Genomic DNA, 16235 nt, shown 5'->3' with positions numbered 1-16235 from the left:
CTTATGCCGCATCAACCAGCTGGCGAATTTCAGAAGCAGCGGCCGCAGGAGACGGAGCGCCGTAGATGGCTGCGCCAACCACAACGATGGTTGCGCCAGCGCGAACCACGTCTTGCACCGTGGACTGCTTGATGCCACCGGCAACGGACAGGCGCATCGGCAGGCCCAAACGGGCAACGGTCTGCATGTCGGCGAAGGGGGACTGGCCGGCTGCCTGAGCATCCAAGCCGGTGTGAACGCCGATGATCTGCGCGCCAGCCTGGGCGGATGCGCGTGCACAAGCGATCTTGTCGGGCACGTTGATCAGGTCAACCTGCACTTCGGCATTGTATTTCTTAGCCGCTTTGATCACGCCGCCGATGGTGGCCAGGCCGGACACGCCCAACACGGTGCAGATATCTGCGCCGGCCGCATAGAAAGGGGTAGCCTCATATTCACCGGCGTCCATGGTTTTCAGATCCACCAACAGGAGTTTGTTGGGGAATCTTCTTTTCATTTCTTTAACCAGGGCAATACCATTATGCTTGATGCAAGGCGTGCCGATTTCGAAAATATCGACATAAGGAGCCGCGGCGGCGGCAAGGCTCAGGGACGCGTTAACATCCAAGGAGTCAATTGCCAATTGAATTAGTGCTTTTGCCATGATACGTCCTCCGAGTGATTACAGACTAAATGATGCGGTCCTTAACTGTAAATGAGAAGAGGGACACATGTCAACGCTTGTCTAGCGGGGCCGCCCGGGGCTCGGGCGAACAGCTGAAACGGGGCGTCGCAAGCTTTTTTCAACGTGATCGAGACGCCATCGGAGCCGCACCGAAAAGCCATCAAGACGATACAGTCTTGCACCGAACAGACCGGACGGAAACCCGTAAACACCGCAATGAAAGGACAAAATTTCGGGACATCCGGCCGCTGGCGGCGCCGCTCCCGGCAAGTACGCGCCTCCATGACCGATCCGCGATAAAGCGGAAAGAGGAGGTAGTGGATTGGTGGGCGGTACTGGGATTGAACCAGTGACCCCTGCCGTGTGAAGGCAGTGCTCTCCCGCTGAGCTAACCGCCCGAAAGAGGAGCATCATGATGACAGCCGGCCGCCGTCCTGTCAATGGCGCATATTATCGACGCGATACCATAAAACCCGCTATCAGATACCTATCGCTATCGCCCACCCACGCGCAGGCGATACTTAAAATAATATTAAATAGCCACATCAAACAATACGGCACGGTTTAATTGCTCGGTATCCCGCTCGAGGTTCGTCGCGGACGCCAGAAAATTACGGCAATAAAAAAGCCGCCAGGCCAAAACCGGGCGGCTTTTTGCTTAAAACCTAAAGGTTGTTATTCCAACCCCTTCAGTTCCTTTTGCAGCACTTCCGCCGGCAGCGGAATATAGCCGTCCTTCACCACCACTTCCTGGCCCTGCTTGGACAGCACCAGCTTGACGAACTCCGCTTCCAGCGGCGCCAGCGGCTTGTTGGGGTGCTTGTTGACGTACACATACAGGTAACGCGCCAGGGGGTACTTGCCGCTGACGGCATTGGCTTCGGTGGCTTCCACGAATTCGCCGCCTTCCTTCGCCGCCAACGGCACGGTCTTGACGTTGGAGGTTTTGTAACCGATACCGCTATAGCCCAGAGCATTCAGCGAGGTACTCACGGATTGCACGACGGAGGCGGAGCCGGGCTGTTCGTTGACATTGGTCTTGAAGTCGCCCTTGCACAAGGCGTGCTCCTTGAAATAGCCGTAGGTGCCGGACACGGAATTGCGGCCGAACAGCTGGATGGGGCGCTCAGCCCATTCCCCCGTCAAACCCAACTGGCCCCACTTGGTCACGTCTTCCGGATGGTTGCATTTGCGGGTGCTGGAGAACACCGCGTCCACCTGAGCCATGGTCATGCCCTTGATGGGATTGTCCTTGTGGGCAAATACCGCCAGCGCGTCGATCGCCACCTTCACCGGCGTCGGCTTGTAGCCGTGTTTTTTCTCGAAAGCCTCGATTTCTTCGTCTTTCATCTTGCGGCTCATGGGCCCCAGGTTGGAAGTCCCTTCGGTCAACGCGGGCGGCGCGGTGGAAGAGCCAGCGGCCTGAATCTGGATATTAACGTTCGGATAAGCGCGCTTGAACTCTTCCGCCCAGAGGGTCATCAAGTTGGCCAACGTGTCAGAACCCACGCTGGACAGGTTGCCGGAAACACCGCTAGCTTTTTTGTAATCAGGCAGCTTAGACGCCGTAGCGGCCTGCGCGTCGACGACCAAAAGGCCGGCGGCCAACGCCAGCGCGGTTGCTAATTTGTTTTGTTTCATGAATACGCTCCCTAGCGGTTGTTCAATCTGGTTTTACCGGGCCTTATAACCCGGCCATGGCATTGCGCACTATATAAGGCGTTTGTGACAACTTGATGACCAAGCCCCTCGCGAGGGCGCCGAACCTGGCAGCGCAGCTGCGGGCCGGCTTTGCGCCGCTACGAATCGACGCCGCCGCGCCCCGCAGGGGCCGCCGTCCTTACCACCCGACGCGCGGGAAAGCAGCAGCTAAAGCAGCTGCCCTGCCCCACTTGGCTGACGATTTTGAGCTCGGCGTCGTGACGCAACAACACATGCTTAACGATCGCCAGCCCCAGCCCCACGCCAACCTTGCCCCGTGTGCCGGATTCGACGCGATAGAAACGCTCGGTAAGGCGCGGGATATGCTGTTCGGCGATGCCTTCGCCGGTATCGCGCACGTCCAACCGAACGCCCTCGCCGTCGTCGCGCCAAGTCACGTCCACCCGCCCCGTCACCGGCGTGTATTTAACGGCATTAACCACCAAATTGGAAAATGCGCTACGCAACTCCTGCTCGTCCCCCAGCACCTCGGCCGCCGACTCCAAATGCAAGGCGATGGGCGCGTGCTCGCTGCCCAAACGCTGGGCGTCGTCACAAATACCATGCAGCAGCGCGGCGACATCCACCGGCTTTTGCCGCTGGGAGTTTTGGACGGCGGACTCCAAGCGGGTCAGGGACAACAAATCGTCGATCAATCGTTGCATGCGCCCAGCCTGGTCTTCCATGCTATGAAAGGCCTTGCCGTAACGCTTCAAGGCTGGATCCTGGGCGTCCTCCAACGTTTCCAAATAGCCCTTGAGCACCGTCAGCGGGGTGCGCAACTCGTGGGACACGTTCGCGACGAAATCGCTACGCACCCGCTCCATGAACCGCAACTGGGTCACGTCCTGGGCCAATACCAAACGCATGTCCTTGGCATAGGGCACGAGCCGGATTTCCAACATCACGTTGGCGTCGCAGGGGGAAGTGATGGTGATAGTGCCGGAGCAATCTTTTTTATGCAGAAAATCGACGAATTTGGGACTGCGGACCAGGTTGCCGATGAACAACCCCATGTCGGTTTTTTTCAAGCCCAACAAATGCTCGGCGGCGGCGTTGAACCATTGAATTTCGTCGTGTTCGCTCAGGAACACGATGGCGTCGGGCAAAGCGGAAAAGGCGTTGCGGAATCGTTCCACCATTCGCACCAAGCGCTTTTTCCGGCGCTTGCCGCGTCGCCGCAGCTGGTAGAACTGGTAGTAGATTTCCTCCCATACGCCGCTGCCGTTGGAAGGATAATCGTTGCCGCCGCCGGATAACTGCTTTTGCAGCCGGTGCAAAGACACCAGGTGGCGCACCCAATACCCCGCCACGAACACGCCCAGCGCCGCCGTCACATGGCCGAGCAGCCACCCCAACGCCAAGGTGATCGTCAAATACGAGCCGACCCAAGCCAACTCCTGCCGCCAACCGTGCCACATGGCTAGGCCGACGCCGAAAAGCGGTAGCCGAATCCACGCACGGTCTGCACAAACTCCTCCCGGCCGTATTCCGCCAGCACGCGACGCAAGCGGCGGATATGCACGTCCACCGTGCGCTCCTCGATATAGGTGCTGCGGCCCCAAACCTGATCCAGCAGCTGGCTGCGGCTGAACACCTTATCCGGATGGGTCATAAAAAACTCCAGCAGCCGATATTCGGTGGGGCTGAGCACCAAGGGTTGATCGTCGATGCTGACGCGATGCTGCTCCATGTCCAGCAGTATGCCGCCCTGCGCCACCCGCGCCTCGCCGCCGGGCCGGCCGGCCCGGCGCAGCACGGCCTTGACCCGCGCGGCCAGCTCGCGCGGCGAAAACGGCTTGGTGATGTAATCGTCAGCCCCCGTTTCCAAACCGCGGATCTTGTCTTCTTCCTCGCCTCGCGCGGTCACCAAAATGATCGGGATTTCCCGATAACGTTCGTCCCGCCGCAAACGCTTCGCCCACTCCACCCCGCTCAATCCCGGCATCATCCAATCCAGGACGATCAAATCCGGCGGCAGCTCGTCCAACAAGGCCTGCGCCTGCTGAGCGTCCTCCGCGCCGCGCACGCAAAAGCCCGCCTGTTCCAAAGCCATGGCGAGCATATCGCGTATGGCTTCCTCGTCATCCACGACTAAAAGTTGAGCAATAGACATAGTGGTTCTGCGTGATATGCGGTATAGCGGCCCAGAAGGATAGAAGAGCCACATGACGGAATTGTGACAAATGCGCCACGCTTCCGTCCAATGGGATGGACGGAAGCGTCATCGCCGCCGCGACCGGGCCGCATCCCGAACGCGCGTGCGTTCGCCTCGTTATCCCTTGGCGAAGCCGAGCTCCTTCTCGCCCATATCCACCCGAATCGTGTCGCCCGGCGCGAACCGGCCCGACAGGATCTGCTGCGCCAGGGGGTTTTCCACCTGCTGCTGGATAGCCCGCTTCAGCGGCCTTGCGCCGTAGACCGGATCGAAACCGGCCTCTCCCAGCTTGTCCAGGGCGGCGTCGCTCACTTCCAAATGCATGTCGCGATCCGCCAAGCGCTGCTGCAAATGGCGCATCTGGATACGGGCAATGGCGCGGATTTGCTCCTTGAGCAACGGATGGAACACCACGGCTTCGTCGATGCGGTTGATGAACTCCGGGCGGAAATACTGCCCGACGATATCCATCACCTCCGCCTTCATGGCGGCATAATTTTCCTCGCCGGCCAGTTCCTGGATGCGGTCGGAGCCCAGGTTGGACGTCATCACCACCACCGCGTTGCGGAAGTCCACCGTGCGGCCGTGGCCGTCGGTGAGGCGGCCGTCGTCCAGCACCTGCAACAGCACGTTGAACACGTCCGGATGCGCTTTTTCCACCTCGTCCAGCAGGATCACCGAATAAGGCCGGCGCCGCACGGCTTCGGTCAAATAACCGCCTTCCTCGTAGCCCACATAGCCCGGCGGCGCACCGATGAGGCGCGCCACGGAATGCTTCTCCATGAATTCGGACATGTCGATGCGCACCATGGCCTCTTCCGTGTCGAACATGAATTCCGCCAGGGCCTTGCACAGCTCGGTCTTGCCCACGCCGGTGGGGCCGAGGAACAGGAAGGAGCCGATGGGGCGGTTGGGATCGGACAGGCCGGCGCGGGAGCGGCGAATGGCGTCGGAAACGGCCTTGATCGCCTCGGACTGGCCCACCACGCGCTGGCCCAGGTTTTCCTCCATGCGCAGCAGCTTGTCGCGCTCTCCCTCCAGCATTTTCGCCACCGGGATGCCGGTCCACTTGGACACCACCTCGGCGATTTCCTCGTCGGACACTTTGTTGCGCAGCAACTGCATCTCGTGCATTTCCGCCTGGGCGGCCAAGTCCAGTTCTTTTTCCAGCTTGGGAATCTCGCCGTATTGCAGCTCGGACATGCGCGTCAGGTCGCCGGCCCGGCGCGCGGTTTCCATGTCCAGCCGGGCGCGTTCCAGCTTTTCCTTGATGGTGGCCGTGCCTTGCAGGGCGGCTTTTTCCGCTTTCCAGATTTCCTCCAGATCGGCGTATTCGCGCTCCAGGTCGTCAATGGTGTCTTCCAGGGCGTCCAGGCGCTTGCGGGAAGCCTCGTCGGTTTCCTTTTTCAGCGCCTCGCGCTCGATCTTCAGCTGGATCAAGCGCCGCTCCAGCCGGTCCATGCTCTCCGGCTTGGAGTCGATTTCCATGCGGATGCGGCTGGCGGCTTCGTCCACCAGGTCGATGGCCTTGTCCGGCAACTGGCGGTCGGTGATGTAGCGGTGCGACAGCGTCGCCGCCGCGACGATGGCCGGATCGGTGATGGTAACGCCGTGGTGCACCTCGTATTTCTCTTTCAAGCCGCGCAGGATGGCGATGGTGTCCTCCACGGCGGGTTCTTCCACCAGCACTTTCTGGAAACGGCGCTCCAGGGCGGCGTCCTTTTCGATGTACTGGCGGTACTCGTTGAGGGTGGTGGCGCCGATGCAGTGCAGCGCGCCGCGGGCCAGGGCCGGCTTGAGCATATTGCCGGCGTCCATGGCGCCTTCCGCCTTGCCGGCGCCGACCATGGTGTGCAGTTCGTCGATGAACAGGATGATCTTGCCTTCCTGCTTGGCGATGTCGTTGAGCACCGCTTTCAGGCGCTCCTCGAAATCGCCGCGGAACTTGGCGCCGGCGATGAGGGCGGCCATGTCCAGGGCCAACAAGCGCTTTTCCTTCATGCCTTCCGGCACTTCGCCGTTGACGATGCGCTGGGCCAAGCCTTCGGCGATGGCGGTCTTGCCCACGCCCGGCTCGCCGATGAGCACCGGGTTGTTCTTGGTGCGGCGCTGCAAAATCTGCACGACGCGGCGAATTTCGTCGTCGCGGCCGATGACCGGATCGAGCTTGCCCTGCTCGGCGCGCTCGGTGAGATCCACCGTGTATTTGTCCAAGGCCTGGCGCTGTTCTTCCGCGTTGGGATCGTCCACCTTGGAACCGCCGCGCAGGTTTTCGATGGCTTTTTCCAGCACGCTGCGGGTAAGCCCGGCCTTGCGCAAGACTTCGCTCAGCGGGCCTTTGTCCTCCAACGCCGCCAACACGAACAGCTCGCTGGTGATGTACTGGTCGCCGCGTTTTTGCGCCAGCTTGTCGGACAGGTTGAGCAAGCGGCCTAGGTCGTTGGAAATTTGCACGTCGCCGCCGGTGCCTTCCACCCGCGGCAGGCGGTCCAGCATTTCCCCGACGGTGGAGCGCAACTGCGTGACGTTGACGCCGGCCTGGGTCAACAGGTGGCGCGTGGTGCCGCCCTGCTGATCCATGAGAGCCACCATGACGTGCACCGGCTCGATGAATTGATGGTCCCGTCCCAAAGCCAGGCTGGAGGCGTCCGACAAGGCGACCTGGAACTTGCTGGTGAGTTTGTCTAAGCGCATGGAGGTTCCCGATTGAGGATTGCTATGGCTTTGAAGATGGGTGCGTAAGCGGCGAAATTCAAGCCGACGGCGACGGACGGCGGCCTTGACACCCGAAGCGGGCTGGCGGGACTATCGCGCTACGACATCCGCACAAGGTAACCCGAATGAGAAGGATCGCTCTCGTTATTTTCGTCCTCGTCTGCGCATGGCAGGGAACACGCCCCAAGACCCTCGCCAAACTGCAAAACACGGTGGACATCACCCGGGAACTGGGCAGCGAACTGCGCTCCGCCCTGGTGGACGAACCCATCGCGCAAGCCAAAGCCGATTTCGTCAAAGGGGTGGAAAAACGCGCCCGCGAAGAAGCCGAAGCGCGCGCCAAGGCAATCGACGCGGCTCTCGAAAAAATGGAACGCGGCGAAACGCCCCCCAACTAACCCGCTGGCGCCCCGGGCCGCTCCCCGCGTTCGCCGCCCGCGCGAATTGTCTCCATTTAAGAAATAGTGACAACACCGATAAGCGGATTGTAAATATCCGCAACGCCTATATCATAGAATCCAAGATTGCAACAAACGATGCGGACACCTCCTCCATGACGATTTTGGAACTTGTACTGGCCAGCGTAATGATCGGCACCGTTGGCGGCACCGTCGCCTACTGCCGGGCGCATTACAAGCAAGCCAGACACACGCTTTCCTCCTCCTCTGTTTAGCGCGCACGACGGCTTAAACAGCTTCGCTTGCCAGGGACGGCGGGTTATTTCTTCCTCGGCAACTGGTCAACGGGAGCTTTCCTCCTCCCTGACTCATCTTGACGGCCTGCCTCCCGGCAGGCCTTTTTTTTGGCTAAATCGCCGCCGCCGACGGATCGGCCAGCAAACCGGCGGCGTGAATGCCGGCGATGGCGCAGGCTTCGTCCCGATCGGACAGGTCGCCGCTAACCCCCACCGCCCCCAGCAAACGCCCGCCATGAGCGCGGATCAATACCCCGCCGGGCACGGGCGCCATCTTGCCGTCGGCCAAGGCCACCAGGGAATTCATGAAAGCCGGCCGCTCGGCGGCGATAACGCCCAGGGCGCGGGACGGCATGCCCATGGCCACCGCTCCCCAAGCCTTGGCCTGGGCGATTTGCGGGCGCAGCAGGGTGGAGCCGTCTTCCCGCTGCATGGCGACCGGGCAACCCGCCGCATCCACCACCACCGCCAAGGGCGCCAGATCCAGTTGCCGCGCGTAAGACAAAGCGCTGTTGACGATGGTGTTGGCGGAAGCGAGCGTAAGTTGTTCCATGGTGCGATCCAGGTTGTAGGTATTGTGCCGCGCAACTTATACGGCGTCGGGCCGTCACGTCAACCGGAAGCCAAGCGGTGGGCGTGGCGGGTGGTTTCCGGTAAGCGGTAACGGCCGGTGCAACGCAGCACCCAGTCCAAAGCCGTGGACAAGCCGACGCGGTGACCGATCGAAACATAGAGAGGACTCACCCCGGCGCGGGAACGCAGCACCGCGCCGATGATTTCGCCCTTGTCCTCCAGCGGCACCCAAGCGCCCTTCTCCGCCGCCAACTCACCGTGACGCCCCACCAGCCGGCTCTTGCCCACACCGATGGTGGCGATGCCGGTCAACACCCCCAAATGGCAAGCGATGCCGAAACGGCGCGGATGGGCATAACCCTGGCCGTCGCACAGGATCAAATCGGGCAAGGTATCCAGTTGTTCCAGCGCCGCCAGCACGGCGGGAATTTCGCGGAAGGACAACAGCCCCGGCACGTAGGGAAAGGCCGTCGGCAACCGAGCGATGGCCTGGTCGATCAAAGCCAACCCCGGATAATCCAGCACCGCCACGGCGGCGCGGGTAATTTTGCCGCCGTCCTCGAACCCCACGTCCACGCCGGCTACGGTGGAAATATCGGGCGGCAGCTGGTCCTCGGCCAGCACATGGCCGCGTAACGCCTGCTGGATGGCGATAGCTTCGGCTGGCGTTACGTTCCAGGGATGGGGATGATGCAGAAGGATCGGCGGCACGGGTCAATAGCTCTGTTCGCGGCGTATTCTCGCTCCCTCCCGCTGAAACGAAACCGTCGGGGCGGGACTAAGAACGCTCCCGCGCCTTGGCCTGGTCCCACAGGGCGTCCAGTTCTTCCAGCGGCGTGCCCTCCAGCGCCTTGCCCTGTTCGGCCAGGCATTGCTCGATGTGCTGGAAGCGGCGGGAGAATTTGGCGTTGGCGGCGCGCAGGGCGGCTTCCGGGGAAACGCCCAGGTGGCGGGCCAGGTTGACGACGACGAACAGCAGGTCGCCGACTTCCTCTTCGATGTGGGCCTGATCGCCCTCGGCGTGGGCCTCGCGCAGTTCGTCCAACTCCTCGTGCACTTTGGCGAAGACCGGCTCCGCTTCCGGCCAGTCGAAACCGAAGCGGGCGGCGCGTCTTTGCAGTTTTTCCGCCCGCACCAGGGCCGGCAGGGCGGCGCCGATGCCGTCCAGCACGCTGGCGGCGGCCTTGCCGGCTTTGGCGTGGCGCTCGTCCAGCTTGGCCTGCTCCCAGGCACGCTTGAAGGCGGCTTCGTCATCAAATACGACGTCGCCGAACACGTGGGGATGGCGGCGGGTGAGCTTGTCGGCGATGCCTTGCGCCACCTGTTCGAAATCGAACAGGCCTTGCTCCTCGGCCACGCGGGACTGGAATACCACCTGGAACAACAGGTCGCCCAGCTCGTCGCGCAGGTCGTCGGTGTCGCCGCGCTCGATGGCGTCGGCCACTTCGAAGGCTTCTTCCAGGGTGTAGGGCAGCAGGCTACGAAAATCCTGCTTCAAGTCCCAGAGGCAGCCCGTTTGCGGGTCGCGCAAACGGGCCATGATTTCCAGCAGGCGGCGGGTGTGATCCATGGCACTATAATTCGCTTTCCTGAATGCCGGCCAGGTTCATGAAATGCTTGAGCAGTCCGATTTTCAAATCTTGTCCGCCGTGGATCGGCACCGAAATGCGCACCGTCATTCCGGCTTTCATGTAGACGTGATGGCTGCCGTTGACGCGCACGAGAACCCAGCCGCGCCGCTCCAGCAATTGAGCGAAGCGGCGGCCGGAAACGGATTTCAAACGGCGATCTCCATGATGTGGTCGTGCTCGGACAAAGCCGCCGCATCCACATCGACGGACATGCAGGCATCCACCGCCTGGTAGAGGTTTTGCAGCAGATCCTCGAACGTTTCGCCTTGCGTGGCGCAGCCGGGGATGGCGGGAACTTCCGCCCAATAGCCGCCTTCCTCGGCGGTATGGATGACGACTTTCAATTTCATGCCTTCGCTCCCCGCCGTGAAACGGCTTCCGGATCAGAAGTGGTAGCCGAAGTGTTCCTGGAACCTGGCCTTGAAGGCTTCCATGGTGAAAGAGTGGTTCTGCGTGCCGTGGTGTTCGATTTTGATGGCGCCCAGCAGCGAGGCGATGCGGCCGGTGGTTTTCCAGTCCAGCTCTTCCAGCAGGCCGTAGAGCAAGCCGGCGCGGTAGGCGTCACCGCAGCCGGTGGGGTCCAGCACCTGCTTGGCCTGGGCCACGGGGATGTGGTGGCATTCGCCGTCGGCGTAAATGTCGGAGCCTTCGCCGCCGCGGGTGACGATCAGCGCGTCCACCCGCTCGGCCAGCTGTTCCAGGCTCAGGCCGGTGCGTTCCTGCATCAGCTGGGCCTCGTAGTCGTTGAGGGATACCCAGGTCGCCAGTTCCACGCATTGCAGCAGCTCTTCGCCGTTGAACATGGGCATGCCCTGGCCGGGGTCGAAGATAAAGGGAATACCGGCTTCGCGGAATTCGCGGCAGTGCTGCGTCATGCCGTCCTTGCCGTCCGGGGCGACGATGCCGACGCGCACGCCGCCGTCCTTGGGGATGTGGTTCTCGTGGGAGAACGACATGGAGCCGGGGTGGAAGGCGGTGATCTGGTTGTCGTCCATGTCGGTGGTGATGTAGGCCTGGGCGGTGTAGCTGTCGGCCACCACGCGGATGTATTCCCGGCTGATGCCGCACTGATCCATCCACTTCGCATAGCTGTCGAAGTCCTTGCCGACGGTGGCCATGGTCAGTGGCTCTTGGCCCAGCAGCTTGAGGTTGTAGGCGATGTTGCCGGCACAACCGCCGTATTCGCGGCGCAGCTCCGGCACCAGGAAGGACACGTTGAGGATGTGGACCTTGTCCGGCAGGATGTGGTTCTTGAATTGATCCTGGAACACCATGATGGTGTCGTACGCCATGGAACCGCAGATGAGCGCGCTCATGAGAGTCTGTGTGCCTTTAAATTTACAGTTTTAAGAATCGGGTTCAGCCTTCGGACTCGGTCCGATAGGCGGCGGCGTCCAGCAGATTGTCCAGTTCGGCGATATCGTCCGCCTTAACCTGGAACAGCCAGCAGCCGTAAGGGTCTTCGTTGATTTTTTCCGGGGAGGCGGCGGCCTCGCTATTCACCGCAACGATTTCGCCCGAAACCGGGCTATTCAGGCCGGAAGCGGATTTGACCGATTCGATGGTGGCGCATTCCTCGCCCTGCTTGACCTTGCGGCCCAGCGCGGGCAGCTCCAGGAAAACCACGTCGCCCAATTGCTCCTGGGCGAAATCGGTAATGCCCACCTTGACCGCGGAACCTTCCAACAAGGCCCACTCATGGGTTTTGGCGTATTTCAGATGTTCCGGTAACAGGCTCATACAAACCCCCATGGCGTTGAATAGCACGTTGATAATGGCCGGAATATTATCACAAGCCAGCCCCCTCTCCGCCCGCATTTGACGGATGCCGACATCGCGTTCTAAAGTTAAGCTGCATACCAGTTATATGTTCATGCAACCGGCCGGCGGCATCGGCACGCGCCGTCCGTGGAAATCGAGATCCAACGATAAGGACAGCCATGTCAGCCGTAACCACCCTGGAGCGGGAACACGCCCTCATCCAACAGGCGTTGGATTTGCTCGCCGGCATCGCCGCCGGCCTGGAGCAAGACCACGCCGTGGAGCGTGAAAACATCGCGGCTTTATTGGCTTTCTTTCGCGATTTCGCCGACCGGCGCCATCACGCGAAGGAGGAAGAAACGCTGTTCCCGCTGTTGGAACAGCGCGGCATCGCCCGGGTCGGCGGCCCCATCGGCGTCATGCTGCACGAACACGAACAAGGCCGCACCATGGTCCGTATCATGGAAGGCCTGCTGCCGGAGTTGGCCGTGCCCGGCGACGGACGCCAGCAATTCACCCGCGTCGCCAACGCCTACGGCAACCTGCTGCGCAACCACATCGCCAAGGAAAACGACTGCCTGTTTCCCATGGCGCAAACGGTGCTGACGAACGAAGACCGGCAAACATTGGAAGCGGCTTTCGCGCAGCAGGACAGGAACGCGGATGACGACAACGGTTTCGCCCGCTACCAATCCATAATCGCCGCGCTGTCCGCCCAACTGGGGGCCACCGCGCCCACCCCGACGCCAGGGTGACCCTTTTGCTGGAACCCGCCGCACTGCCCGATTTTTTCACCGCGTTTTTCTCCGCCGCCATGGTCATATTGGCCGGCGCCGGCTATGCGCTGCTGTATGCCTGGGGCGAAATCAAAAGCGATCGCCGCTTCCGGATCGGGGCGGCACTCAGCTACGCCGTGCTGGCGGCCGCGACGGCGGCCCTGTCCAAGGCGCTGCACCTGCAAGGCCATTGGCTCTGGCTGGCGGCCCTGATGCTGGGCGGCTACTTGCTGGCCCCACTCGCCGTCTGGCGATTGTGCGTCGGCACCCACGCCCTGGAACACGTTACCCAGTCCAACCCAGAAGAAGAAGGAGAATCCCCATGAACAACACGCCCCCTTGGGCTACGGAAGCGCTATGGAAGAAGGTGGCCGTGTGGGTCACCGCCTTGTCATTCGTGCTGCTGGTGGTCCTGACCTTCGATTCCATGGCGAAAACCGCCGCCGGCGGCAGCCGGGTACCGGCCTACAGCGTCGTCAACAAGCAAATCGATTACCGCTACGACCAGGCCGCCCAACGCTACAAACCGGTGATCGGCGGCGAGCAGCCCCTGTTCGGCAAGGCGCTGGACGAAGCGACGGCGGAACAACAGGTCTCCCTGGGCAAAAAGACCGTGCAGGGCAAGAACTGCATCAATTGCCATACCATACTCGGCAACGGCGCCTATTACGCCCCGGACCTCACCAAAAGCTGGCTCGACCCCGCCTGGATCAGCGAAACCGAGCGGGAAAAACGCATGCTGGCCTTTTTGCTCGACCCGGAGAAAAACCATGTCGGCTACGGCAGCACCCGGCGCATGCCCAACCAGCACTTGACGGAAGCCGAGGCGCGCGGAGTCATCGCCTTCCTCAAATGGATGTCCTCCATCGACACCAACGGCTTCCCCCATAACTTCAAAACCATCACGGCGGAGCAATAAGCATGGCTAACGGAGCAATCGATACCGCCGCCCTCAACGGCGGCCAGAAGCTGGCGCTGCACTACTTCGCCGTAGCGCTGATCCTGTTCGCCGCGCAAATCCTCTTCGGCCTGCTGGCGGGCATCCAGTTCGTCAAACCGGACTTCCTGTTCGGCGTGCTGGATTTCAACGTCAACCGCATGGTGCACATCAACGCCATGGTGGTATGGCTGCTGTACGGTTTCATCGGCGCCATTTACTGGCTGCTGGAAGAAGAAAGCGGCATTGCCGTGGTCGGTCTGCAACTGGGCCGCATCGCCTTCTGGGTGCTGACGGCGGCGGTGACGGTGGTGGTGCTGGTCTACCTGCTGGTGCAATCGGGCGCCGGCAACGACACCACCATCTGGCTCATCAACGAAGGCCGCGAGTACATCGAAGCGCCGCGCTGGGCCGACATCGGGATCGTCGTTGTGATGCTGGTATTCTTCTACAACGTCGCCGGCACTTTCAGCAAAGGCCGCTGGTCGGGCATCGCCGGCGTGTTGACCCTGGACCTGGTGGCGCTGGCCGGCCTCTACCTCGCCGGCATGTTCTACGTCACCAACATCACCGTGGACCAGTACTGGTGGTGGTGGGTGATCCACCTGTGGGTGGAAGCCACCTGGGAAGTGCTGGTGGGCTGCATCATGGCCTGGAGCCTGATGAAGCTGCTGGGCGTGCGTCGCCAGATCGTGCAGACCTGGCTGTACATCGAAGTGGCCATGATGTTCGGTTCCGGCATCCTCGGCCTGGGCCACCACTACTTCTGGATCGGCACGCCGGAATACTGGCTGACCATCGGCGGCTTCTTCTCCGCCCTGGAGCCGGTGCCCCTGGTGGCCATGGTGGTGCACGCCGTCTACGACGCCGGGGTGCACAAGTTCAAGTCCGGCAACCACCCGGCCCTGGGCTGGGTCATCGCCCACGCTTTCGGCAACTTCCTCGGCGCCGGCGTATGGGGCTTCATGCACACCCTGCCGCAGATCAACCTGTACACCCACGGCACGCAATGGTCCGCCTCCCACGGCCACCTGGCGTTCTTCGGCGCCTACGCCACCCTCAACATCGCCGTGTTCTACATGGCGGCGCAAAAACTGCGCGGCAACGTATGGATGGGCGGCGGACTGGCCGGCAACGGCTGGAAGTGGAAATGGTCCATGGCCCTGCTGAACTTCGGGGTGCTGGGCATGACCGTGGCCCTGCTCATTGCCGGCTACGAACAGTCCTTCGTGGAACGCGCCGTGGAGGGCTCCACCTGGGGCGGCTATTTCGCCGCGCAAAACCATCCCTGGTTCCAGCAAGCCATGGTCTGGCGCTTGGCGCTGGGCGTGGTAACCGCCGGCGGCCTGGTGTTGCTGCTATGGGACTTGCTCACCATCGGCAAGGGCGAAAGCCGCTCCGCGCCGGAGCTGAGCCCGGAAGCCGACGCCGCTTGAGCGGCTAGCCGCTATAATGGCCGCACCGTGCAACCGTCACGGTGCGGCGCCGGGCGCCGCGCCGCCGCGCCTGGACCGACATGACACTAGCCCCGCTCCGCATCCTTCTCGCGCTCATCGCGCTCGTACCGCCGCCGTCATTCGGCCAAAACGACGACGATGACGACGACCGCCCCCGCACCTCGGCCCGGCCGGCTTCTCCCACCCCGGCGGCCGCCGCGGACCACCCGCATTCCCCAACGGCCACCAACGCGACGGCCGCCGCCCCATCCGCCGGCCATGTGCGCCTCAGCCCGGAACAGCAACGCGCCGCCGGCATCGCCGTGCAGGTGCTGACGGAAACCCGCCAACGGCCGGAGTTCTCCGCCTATGCCCGCGTGGCCGACATCCAGCCCCTGCTGAACCTCGCCACCCGCTTGCGCGCCTTGCAGGCCGAACGCACCGTGTCGCGCACCACGCTGGGAGCCTCGCAAAAAGCCCTGGAACGCACCGCCAAACTGCATAAGGAAGACGCCGCCTCGGCCCGCAGCCTGCAACAAGCCCAAGCCCAACAAGCCGGCGACGCCGCCCGCGCCGCCGCCGCCGAACAGCAACTGGCCATCCTGCGCACCGAGGCTTTGCAGCAATGGGGAGCGACCCTGGCCGGCTGGGCGTTCAGCCCGTCCCACCCGACCTTGGAACGACTGCTGCTGCGCCAGGACGTGCTGGTGGAGCTGGCCCTGCCGCCGGAGCGCACGATGCCGGCCGGCACGGAGCAAATCCGCTTGGCCCGCCAAGGCGACAAGCGCCACACCGTAGAAGGCCGCCTGGTATCCGCCGCGCCCCGCACCGGCGACATCACCCAAGGCGAAACCTGGTTCGCCGTCGCCCCCGCCGACGCCTTGCGCACCGGCATGCGGCTGGATGCCTGGGTGCCCACGGAAGCGGACGCCGTGGCCGGCGTCGAGTTTCCGGTGGAAGCGGTGTTGTGGCGCTCCGGCAAACCCTGGGTCTACCTGCAAATCGACGACGACCGCTTCGAACGCCGCCTGATCCCCGCCTATACCGATCACGGCGCGCGCTGGTTCGTCGGAACCGGCGTCGCCCCCGGCGACAGACTGGTGATAAACGGCGCGCAACTGCTGTTATCCGAGGAATTCCGCGGGCAAATTCCCGCGGAGGACGACGATTGAGTGGGGAGCCAGCGTCA

19 protein-coding genes and 1 tRNA gene are annotated in these 16235 nt (G+C 62.5%); 6 read left to right on the top strand and 14 right to left on the bottom strand.

Annotated elements, in window-relative coordinates:
• Nucleotide 1 precedes the first annotated feature (1 nt).
• The 6 genes from hxlA to clpB form a co-directional block, all read right to left on the bottom strand.
• A complete protein-coding gene (gene hxlA, locus K5607_RS03890; RefSeq protein ID WP_054773357.1) occupies nt 2-643 on the bottom strand; it encodes a 3-hexulose-6-phosphate synthase in 642 nt (213 codons plus the stop codon).
• 344 nt (nt 644-987) lie between these two features.
• A tRNA-Val gene (locus K5607_RS03885) sits at nt 988-1062 on the bottom strand.
• Nucleotides 1063-1339: 277 nt separating this feature from the next.
• A complete protein-coding gene (locus K5607_RS03880; RefSeq protein WP_221048257.1) occupies nt 1340-2305 on the bottom strand; it encodes a PstS family phosphate ABC transporter substrate-binding protein in 966 nt (321 codons plus the stop codon).
• Between the two features lie 158 nt (nt 2306-2463).
• The gene (gene phoR / locus K5607_RS03875) at nt 2464-3786 is read right to left on the bottom strand and encodes a phosphate regulon sensor histidine kinase PhoR (RefSeq protein ID WP_221048256.1); all 1323 of its coding nucleotides are present in this window, start codon (nt 3784-3786) and stop codon (nt 2464-2466) included.
• A gap of 2 nt (nt 3787-3788) precedes the next feature.
• Entirely contained in the window at nt 3789-4481 is a 693-nt protein-coding gene (gene phoB / locus K5607_RS03870; RefSeq protein WP_221048255.1) for a phosphate regulon transcriptional regulator PhoB, read from the bottom strand.
• 159 nt (nt 4482-4640) lie between these two features.
• Nucleotides 4641-7217 carry an ATP-dependent chaperone ClpB gene (gene clpB, locus K5607_RS03865; protein WP_221048254.1) on the bottom strand — a complete coding sequence of 859 codons (2577 nt, stop codon included), beginning with the start codon at nt 7215-7217 and terminating at the stop codon, nt 4641-4643.
• 146 nt (nt 7218-7363) lie between these two features.
• Between clpB and K5607_RS03860 the strand changes: the two genes are divergently transcribed.
• On the top strand, nt 7364-7636 hold the full coding sequence (locus tag K5607_RS03860) for a hypothetical protein (RefSeq protein ID WP_221048253.1): 273 nt from the start codon (nt 7364-7366) through the stop codon (nt 7634-7636).
• 56 nt (nt 7637-7692) lie between these two features.
• Here the strand turns inward: K5607_RS03860 and K5607_RS03855 are convergent, their stop codons facing one another.
• From K5607_RS03855 to gcvH, 8 genes are all read right to left on the bottom strand, one after another.
• On the bottom strand, nt 7693-7887 hold the full coding sequence (locus tag K5607_RS03855) for a hypothetical protein (RefSeq protein ID WP_217995025.1): 195 nt from the start codon (nt 7885-7887) through the stop codon (nt 7693-7695).
• A gap of 157 nt (nt 7888-8044) precedes the next feature.
• Nucleotides 8045-8485, bottom strand: coding sequence for a GlcG/HbpS family heme-binding protein (locus tag K5607_RS03850; RefSeq protein WP_221048252.1), 441 nt, complete (start codon nt 8483-8485; stop codon nt 8045-8047).
• 59 nt (nt 8486-8544) lie between these two features.
• Nucleotides 8545-9216, bottom strand: coding sequence for a deoxyribonuclease V (gene nfi / locus K5607_RS03845; protein WP_246598946.1), 672 nt, complete (start codon nt 9214-9216; stop codon nt 8545-8547).
• Nucleotides 9217-9283: 67 nt separating this feature from the next.
• Nucleotides 9284-10075 (bottom strand): nucleoside triphosphate pyrophosphohydrolase, encoded by a 792-nt coding sequence (gene mazG, locus K5607_RS03840; RefSeq protein WP_221048251.1) that lies wholly within the window; start codon nt 10073-10075, stop codon nt 9284-9286.
• Between the two features lie 4 nt (nt 10076-10079).
• The gene (locus tag K5607_RS03835) at nt 10080-10286 is read right to left on the bottom strand and encodes a type II toxin-antitoxin system HicA family toxin (protein WP_054774036.1); all 207 of its coding nucleotides are present in this window, start codon (nt 10284-10286) and stop codon (nt 10080-10082) included.
• Nucleotides 10283-10486, bottom strand: a complete 204-nt coding sequence (locus K5607_RS03830) for a type II toxin-antitoxin system HicB family antitoxin (RefSeq protein ID WP_221048250.1) — start codon at nt 10484-10486, stop codon at nt 10283-10285. The genes K5607_RS03835 and K5607_RS03830 overlap by 4 nt, the downstream gene beginning before the upstream one ends.
• A gap of 33 nt (nt 10487-10519) precedes the next feature.
• The gene (locus tag K5607_RS03825) at nt 10520-11452 is read right to left on the bottom strand and encodes a carbohydrate kinase family protein (RefSeq protein ID WP_054774035.1); all 933 of its coding nucleotides are present in this window, start codon (nt 11450-11452) and stop codon (nt 10520-10522) included.
• A gap of 43 nt (nt 11453-11495) precedes the next feature.
• Entirely contained in the window at nt 11496-11876 is a 381-nt protein-coding gene (gene gcvH / locus K5607_RS03820) for a glycine cleavage system protein GcvH (protein ID WP_054774038.1), read from the bottom strand.
• Nucleotides 11877-12076: 200 nt separating this feature from the next.
• Here gcvH and K5607_RS03815 point away from each other — a divergent pair, with 200 nt between their 5' ends.
• The 5 genes from K5607_RS03815 (at nt 12077) to K5607_RS03795 (ending at nt 16218) form a co-directional block, all read left to right on the top strand.
• The gene (locus tag K5607_RS03815) at nt 12077-12652 is read left to right on the top strand and encodes a hemerythrin domain-containing protein (protein WP_054774034.1); all 576 of its coding nucleotides are present in this window, start codon (nt 12077-12079) and stop codon (nt 12650-12652) included.
• Nucleotides 12653-12657: 5 nt separating this feature from the next.
• Entirely contained in the window at nt 12658-12999 is a 342-nt protein-coding gene (locus tag K5607_RS03810; RefSeq protein ID WP_054774037.1) for a hypothetical protein, read from the top strand.
• Nucleotides 12996-13592 (top strand): cytochrome c, encoded by a 597-nt coding sequence (locus K5607_RS03805; RefSeq protein ID WP_221048249.1) that lies wholly within the window; start codon nt 12996-12998, stop codon nt 13590-13592. The genes K5607_RS03810 and K5607_RS03805 overlap by 4 nt, the downstream gene beginning before the upstream one ends.
• Nucleotides 13593-13594: 2 nt before the next feature.
• Nucleotides 13595-15046, top strand: a complete 1452-nt coding sequence (locus K5607_RS03800) for a cbb3-type cytochrome c oxidase subunit I (RefSeq protein ID WP_054774033.1) — start codon at nt 13595-13597, stop codon at nt 15044-15046.
• An 80-nt stretch (nt 15047-15126) separates the two neighbouring features.
• Entirely contained in the window at nt 15127-16218 is a 1092-nt protein-coding gene (locus K5607_RS03795) for an efflux RND transporter periplasmic adaptor subunit (protein ID WP_221048248.1), read from the top strand.
• Nucleotides 16219-16235: the final 17 nt, after the last annotated feature.

The organism is Methylogaea oryzae (genome assembly GCF_019669985.1).
Taxonomy (GTDB): Bacteria; Pseudomonadota; Gammaproteobacteria; order Methylococcales; family Methylococcaceae; genus Methylogaea; species Methylogaea oryzae.
The sequence above is the reverse complement of the archived record's forward strand: the minus strand, read 5'-3'. Positions and strand labels throughout refer to the sequence as shown.

Excerpts from the sequence above, each read along its gene's own strand:
- hxlA (WP_054773357.1), bottom strand. The coding sequence starts at position 643 with ATGGCAAAAGCACTAATTCAATTGGCAATTGACTCCTTGGATGTTAAC.
- gcvH (WP_054774038.1), bottom strand. The coding sequence starts at position 11,876 with ATGAGCCTGTTACCGGAACATCTGAAATACGCCAAAACCCATGAGTGG.
- K5607_RS03825 (WP_054774035.1), bottom strand. The coding sequence starts at position 11,452 with ATGAGCGCGCTCATCTGCGGTTCCATGGCGTACGACACCATCATGGTG.
- K5607_RS03800 (WP_054774033.1), top strand. The coding sequence starts at position 13,595 with ATGGCTAACGGAGCAATCGATACCGCCGCCCTCAACGGCGGCCAGAAG.
- mazG (WP_221048251.1), bottom strand. The coding sequence starts at position 10,075 with ATGGATCACACCCGCCGCCTGCTGGAAATCATGGCCCGTTTGCGCGAC.
- K5607_RS03830 (WP_221048250.1), bottom strand. The coding sequence starts at position 10,486 with ATGAAATTGAAAGTCGTCATCCATACCGCCGAGGAAGGCGGCTATTGG.
- K5607_RS03805 (WP_221048249.1), top strand. The coding sequence starts at position 12,996 with ATGAACAACACGCCCCCTTGGGCTACGGAAGCGCTATGGAAGAAGGTG.
- K5607_RS03795 (WP_221048248.1), top strand. The coding sequence starts at position 15,127 with ATGACACTAGCCCCGCTCCGCATCCTTCTCGCGCTCATCGCGCTCGTA.
- phoB (WP_221048255.1), bottom strand. The coding sequence starts at position 4,481 with ATGTCTATTGCTCAACTTTTAGTCGTGGATGACGAGGAAGCCATACGC.
- clpB (WP_221048254.1), bottom strand. The coding sequence starts at position 7,217 with ATGCGCTTAGACAAACTCACCAGCAAGTTCCAGGTCGCCTTGTCGGAC.
- K5607_RS03815 (WP_054774034.1), top strand. The coding sequence starts at position 12,077 with ATGTCAGCCGTAACCACCCTGGAGCGGGAACACGCCCTCATCCAACAG.
- phoR (WP_221048256.1), bottom strand. The coding sequence starts at position 3,786 with ATGTGGCACGGTTGGCGGCAGGAGTTGGCTTGGGTCGGCTCGTATTTG.
- K5607_RS03850 (WP_221048252.1), bottom strand. The coding sequence starts at position 8,485 with ATGGAACAACTTACGCTCGCTTCCGCCAACACCATCGTCAACAGCGCT.
- K5607_RS03880 (WP_221048257.1), bottom strand. The coding sequence starts at position 2,305 with ATGAAACAAAACAAATTAGCAACCGCGCTGGCGTTGGCCGCCGGCCTT.
- K5607_RS03860 (WP_221048253.1), top strand. The coding sequence starts at position 7,364 with ATGAGAAGGATCGCTCTCGTTATTTTCGTCCTCGTCTGCGCATGGCAG.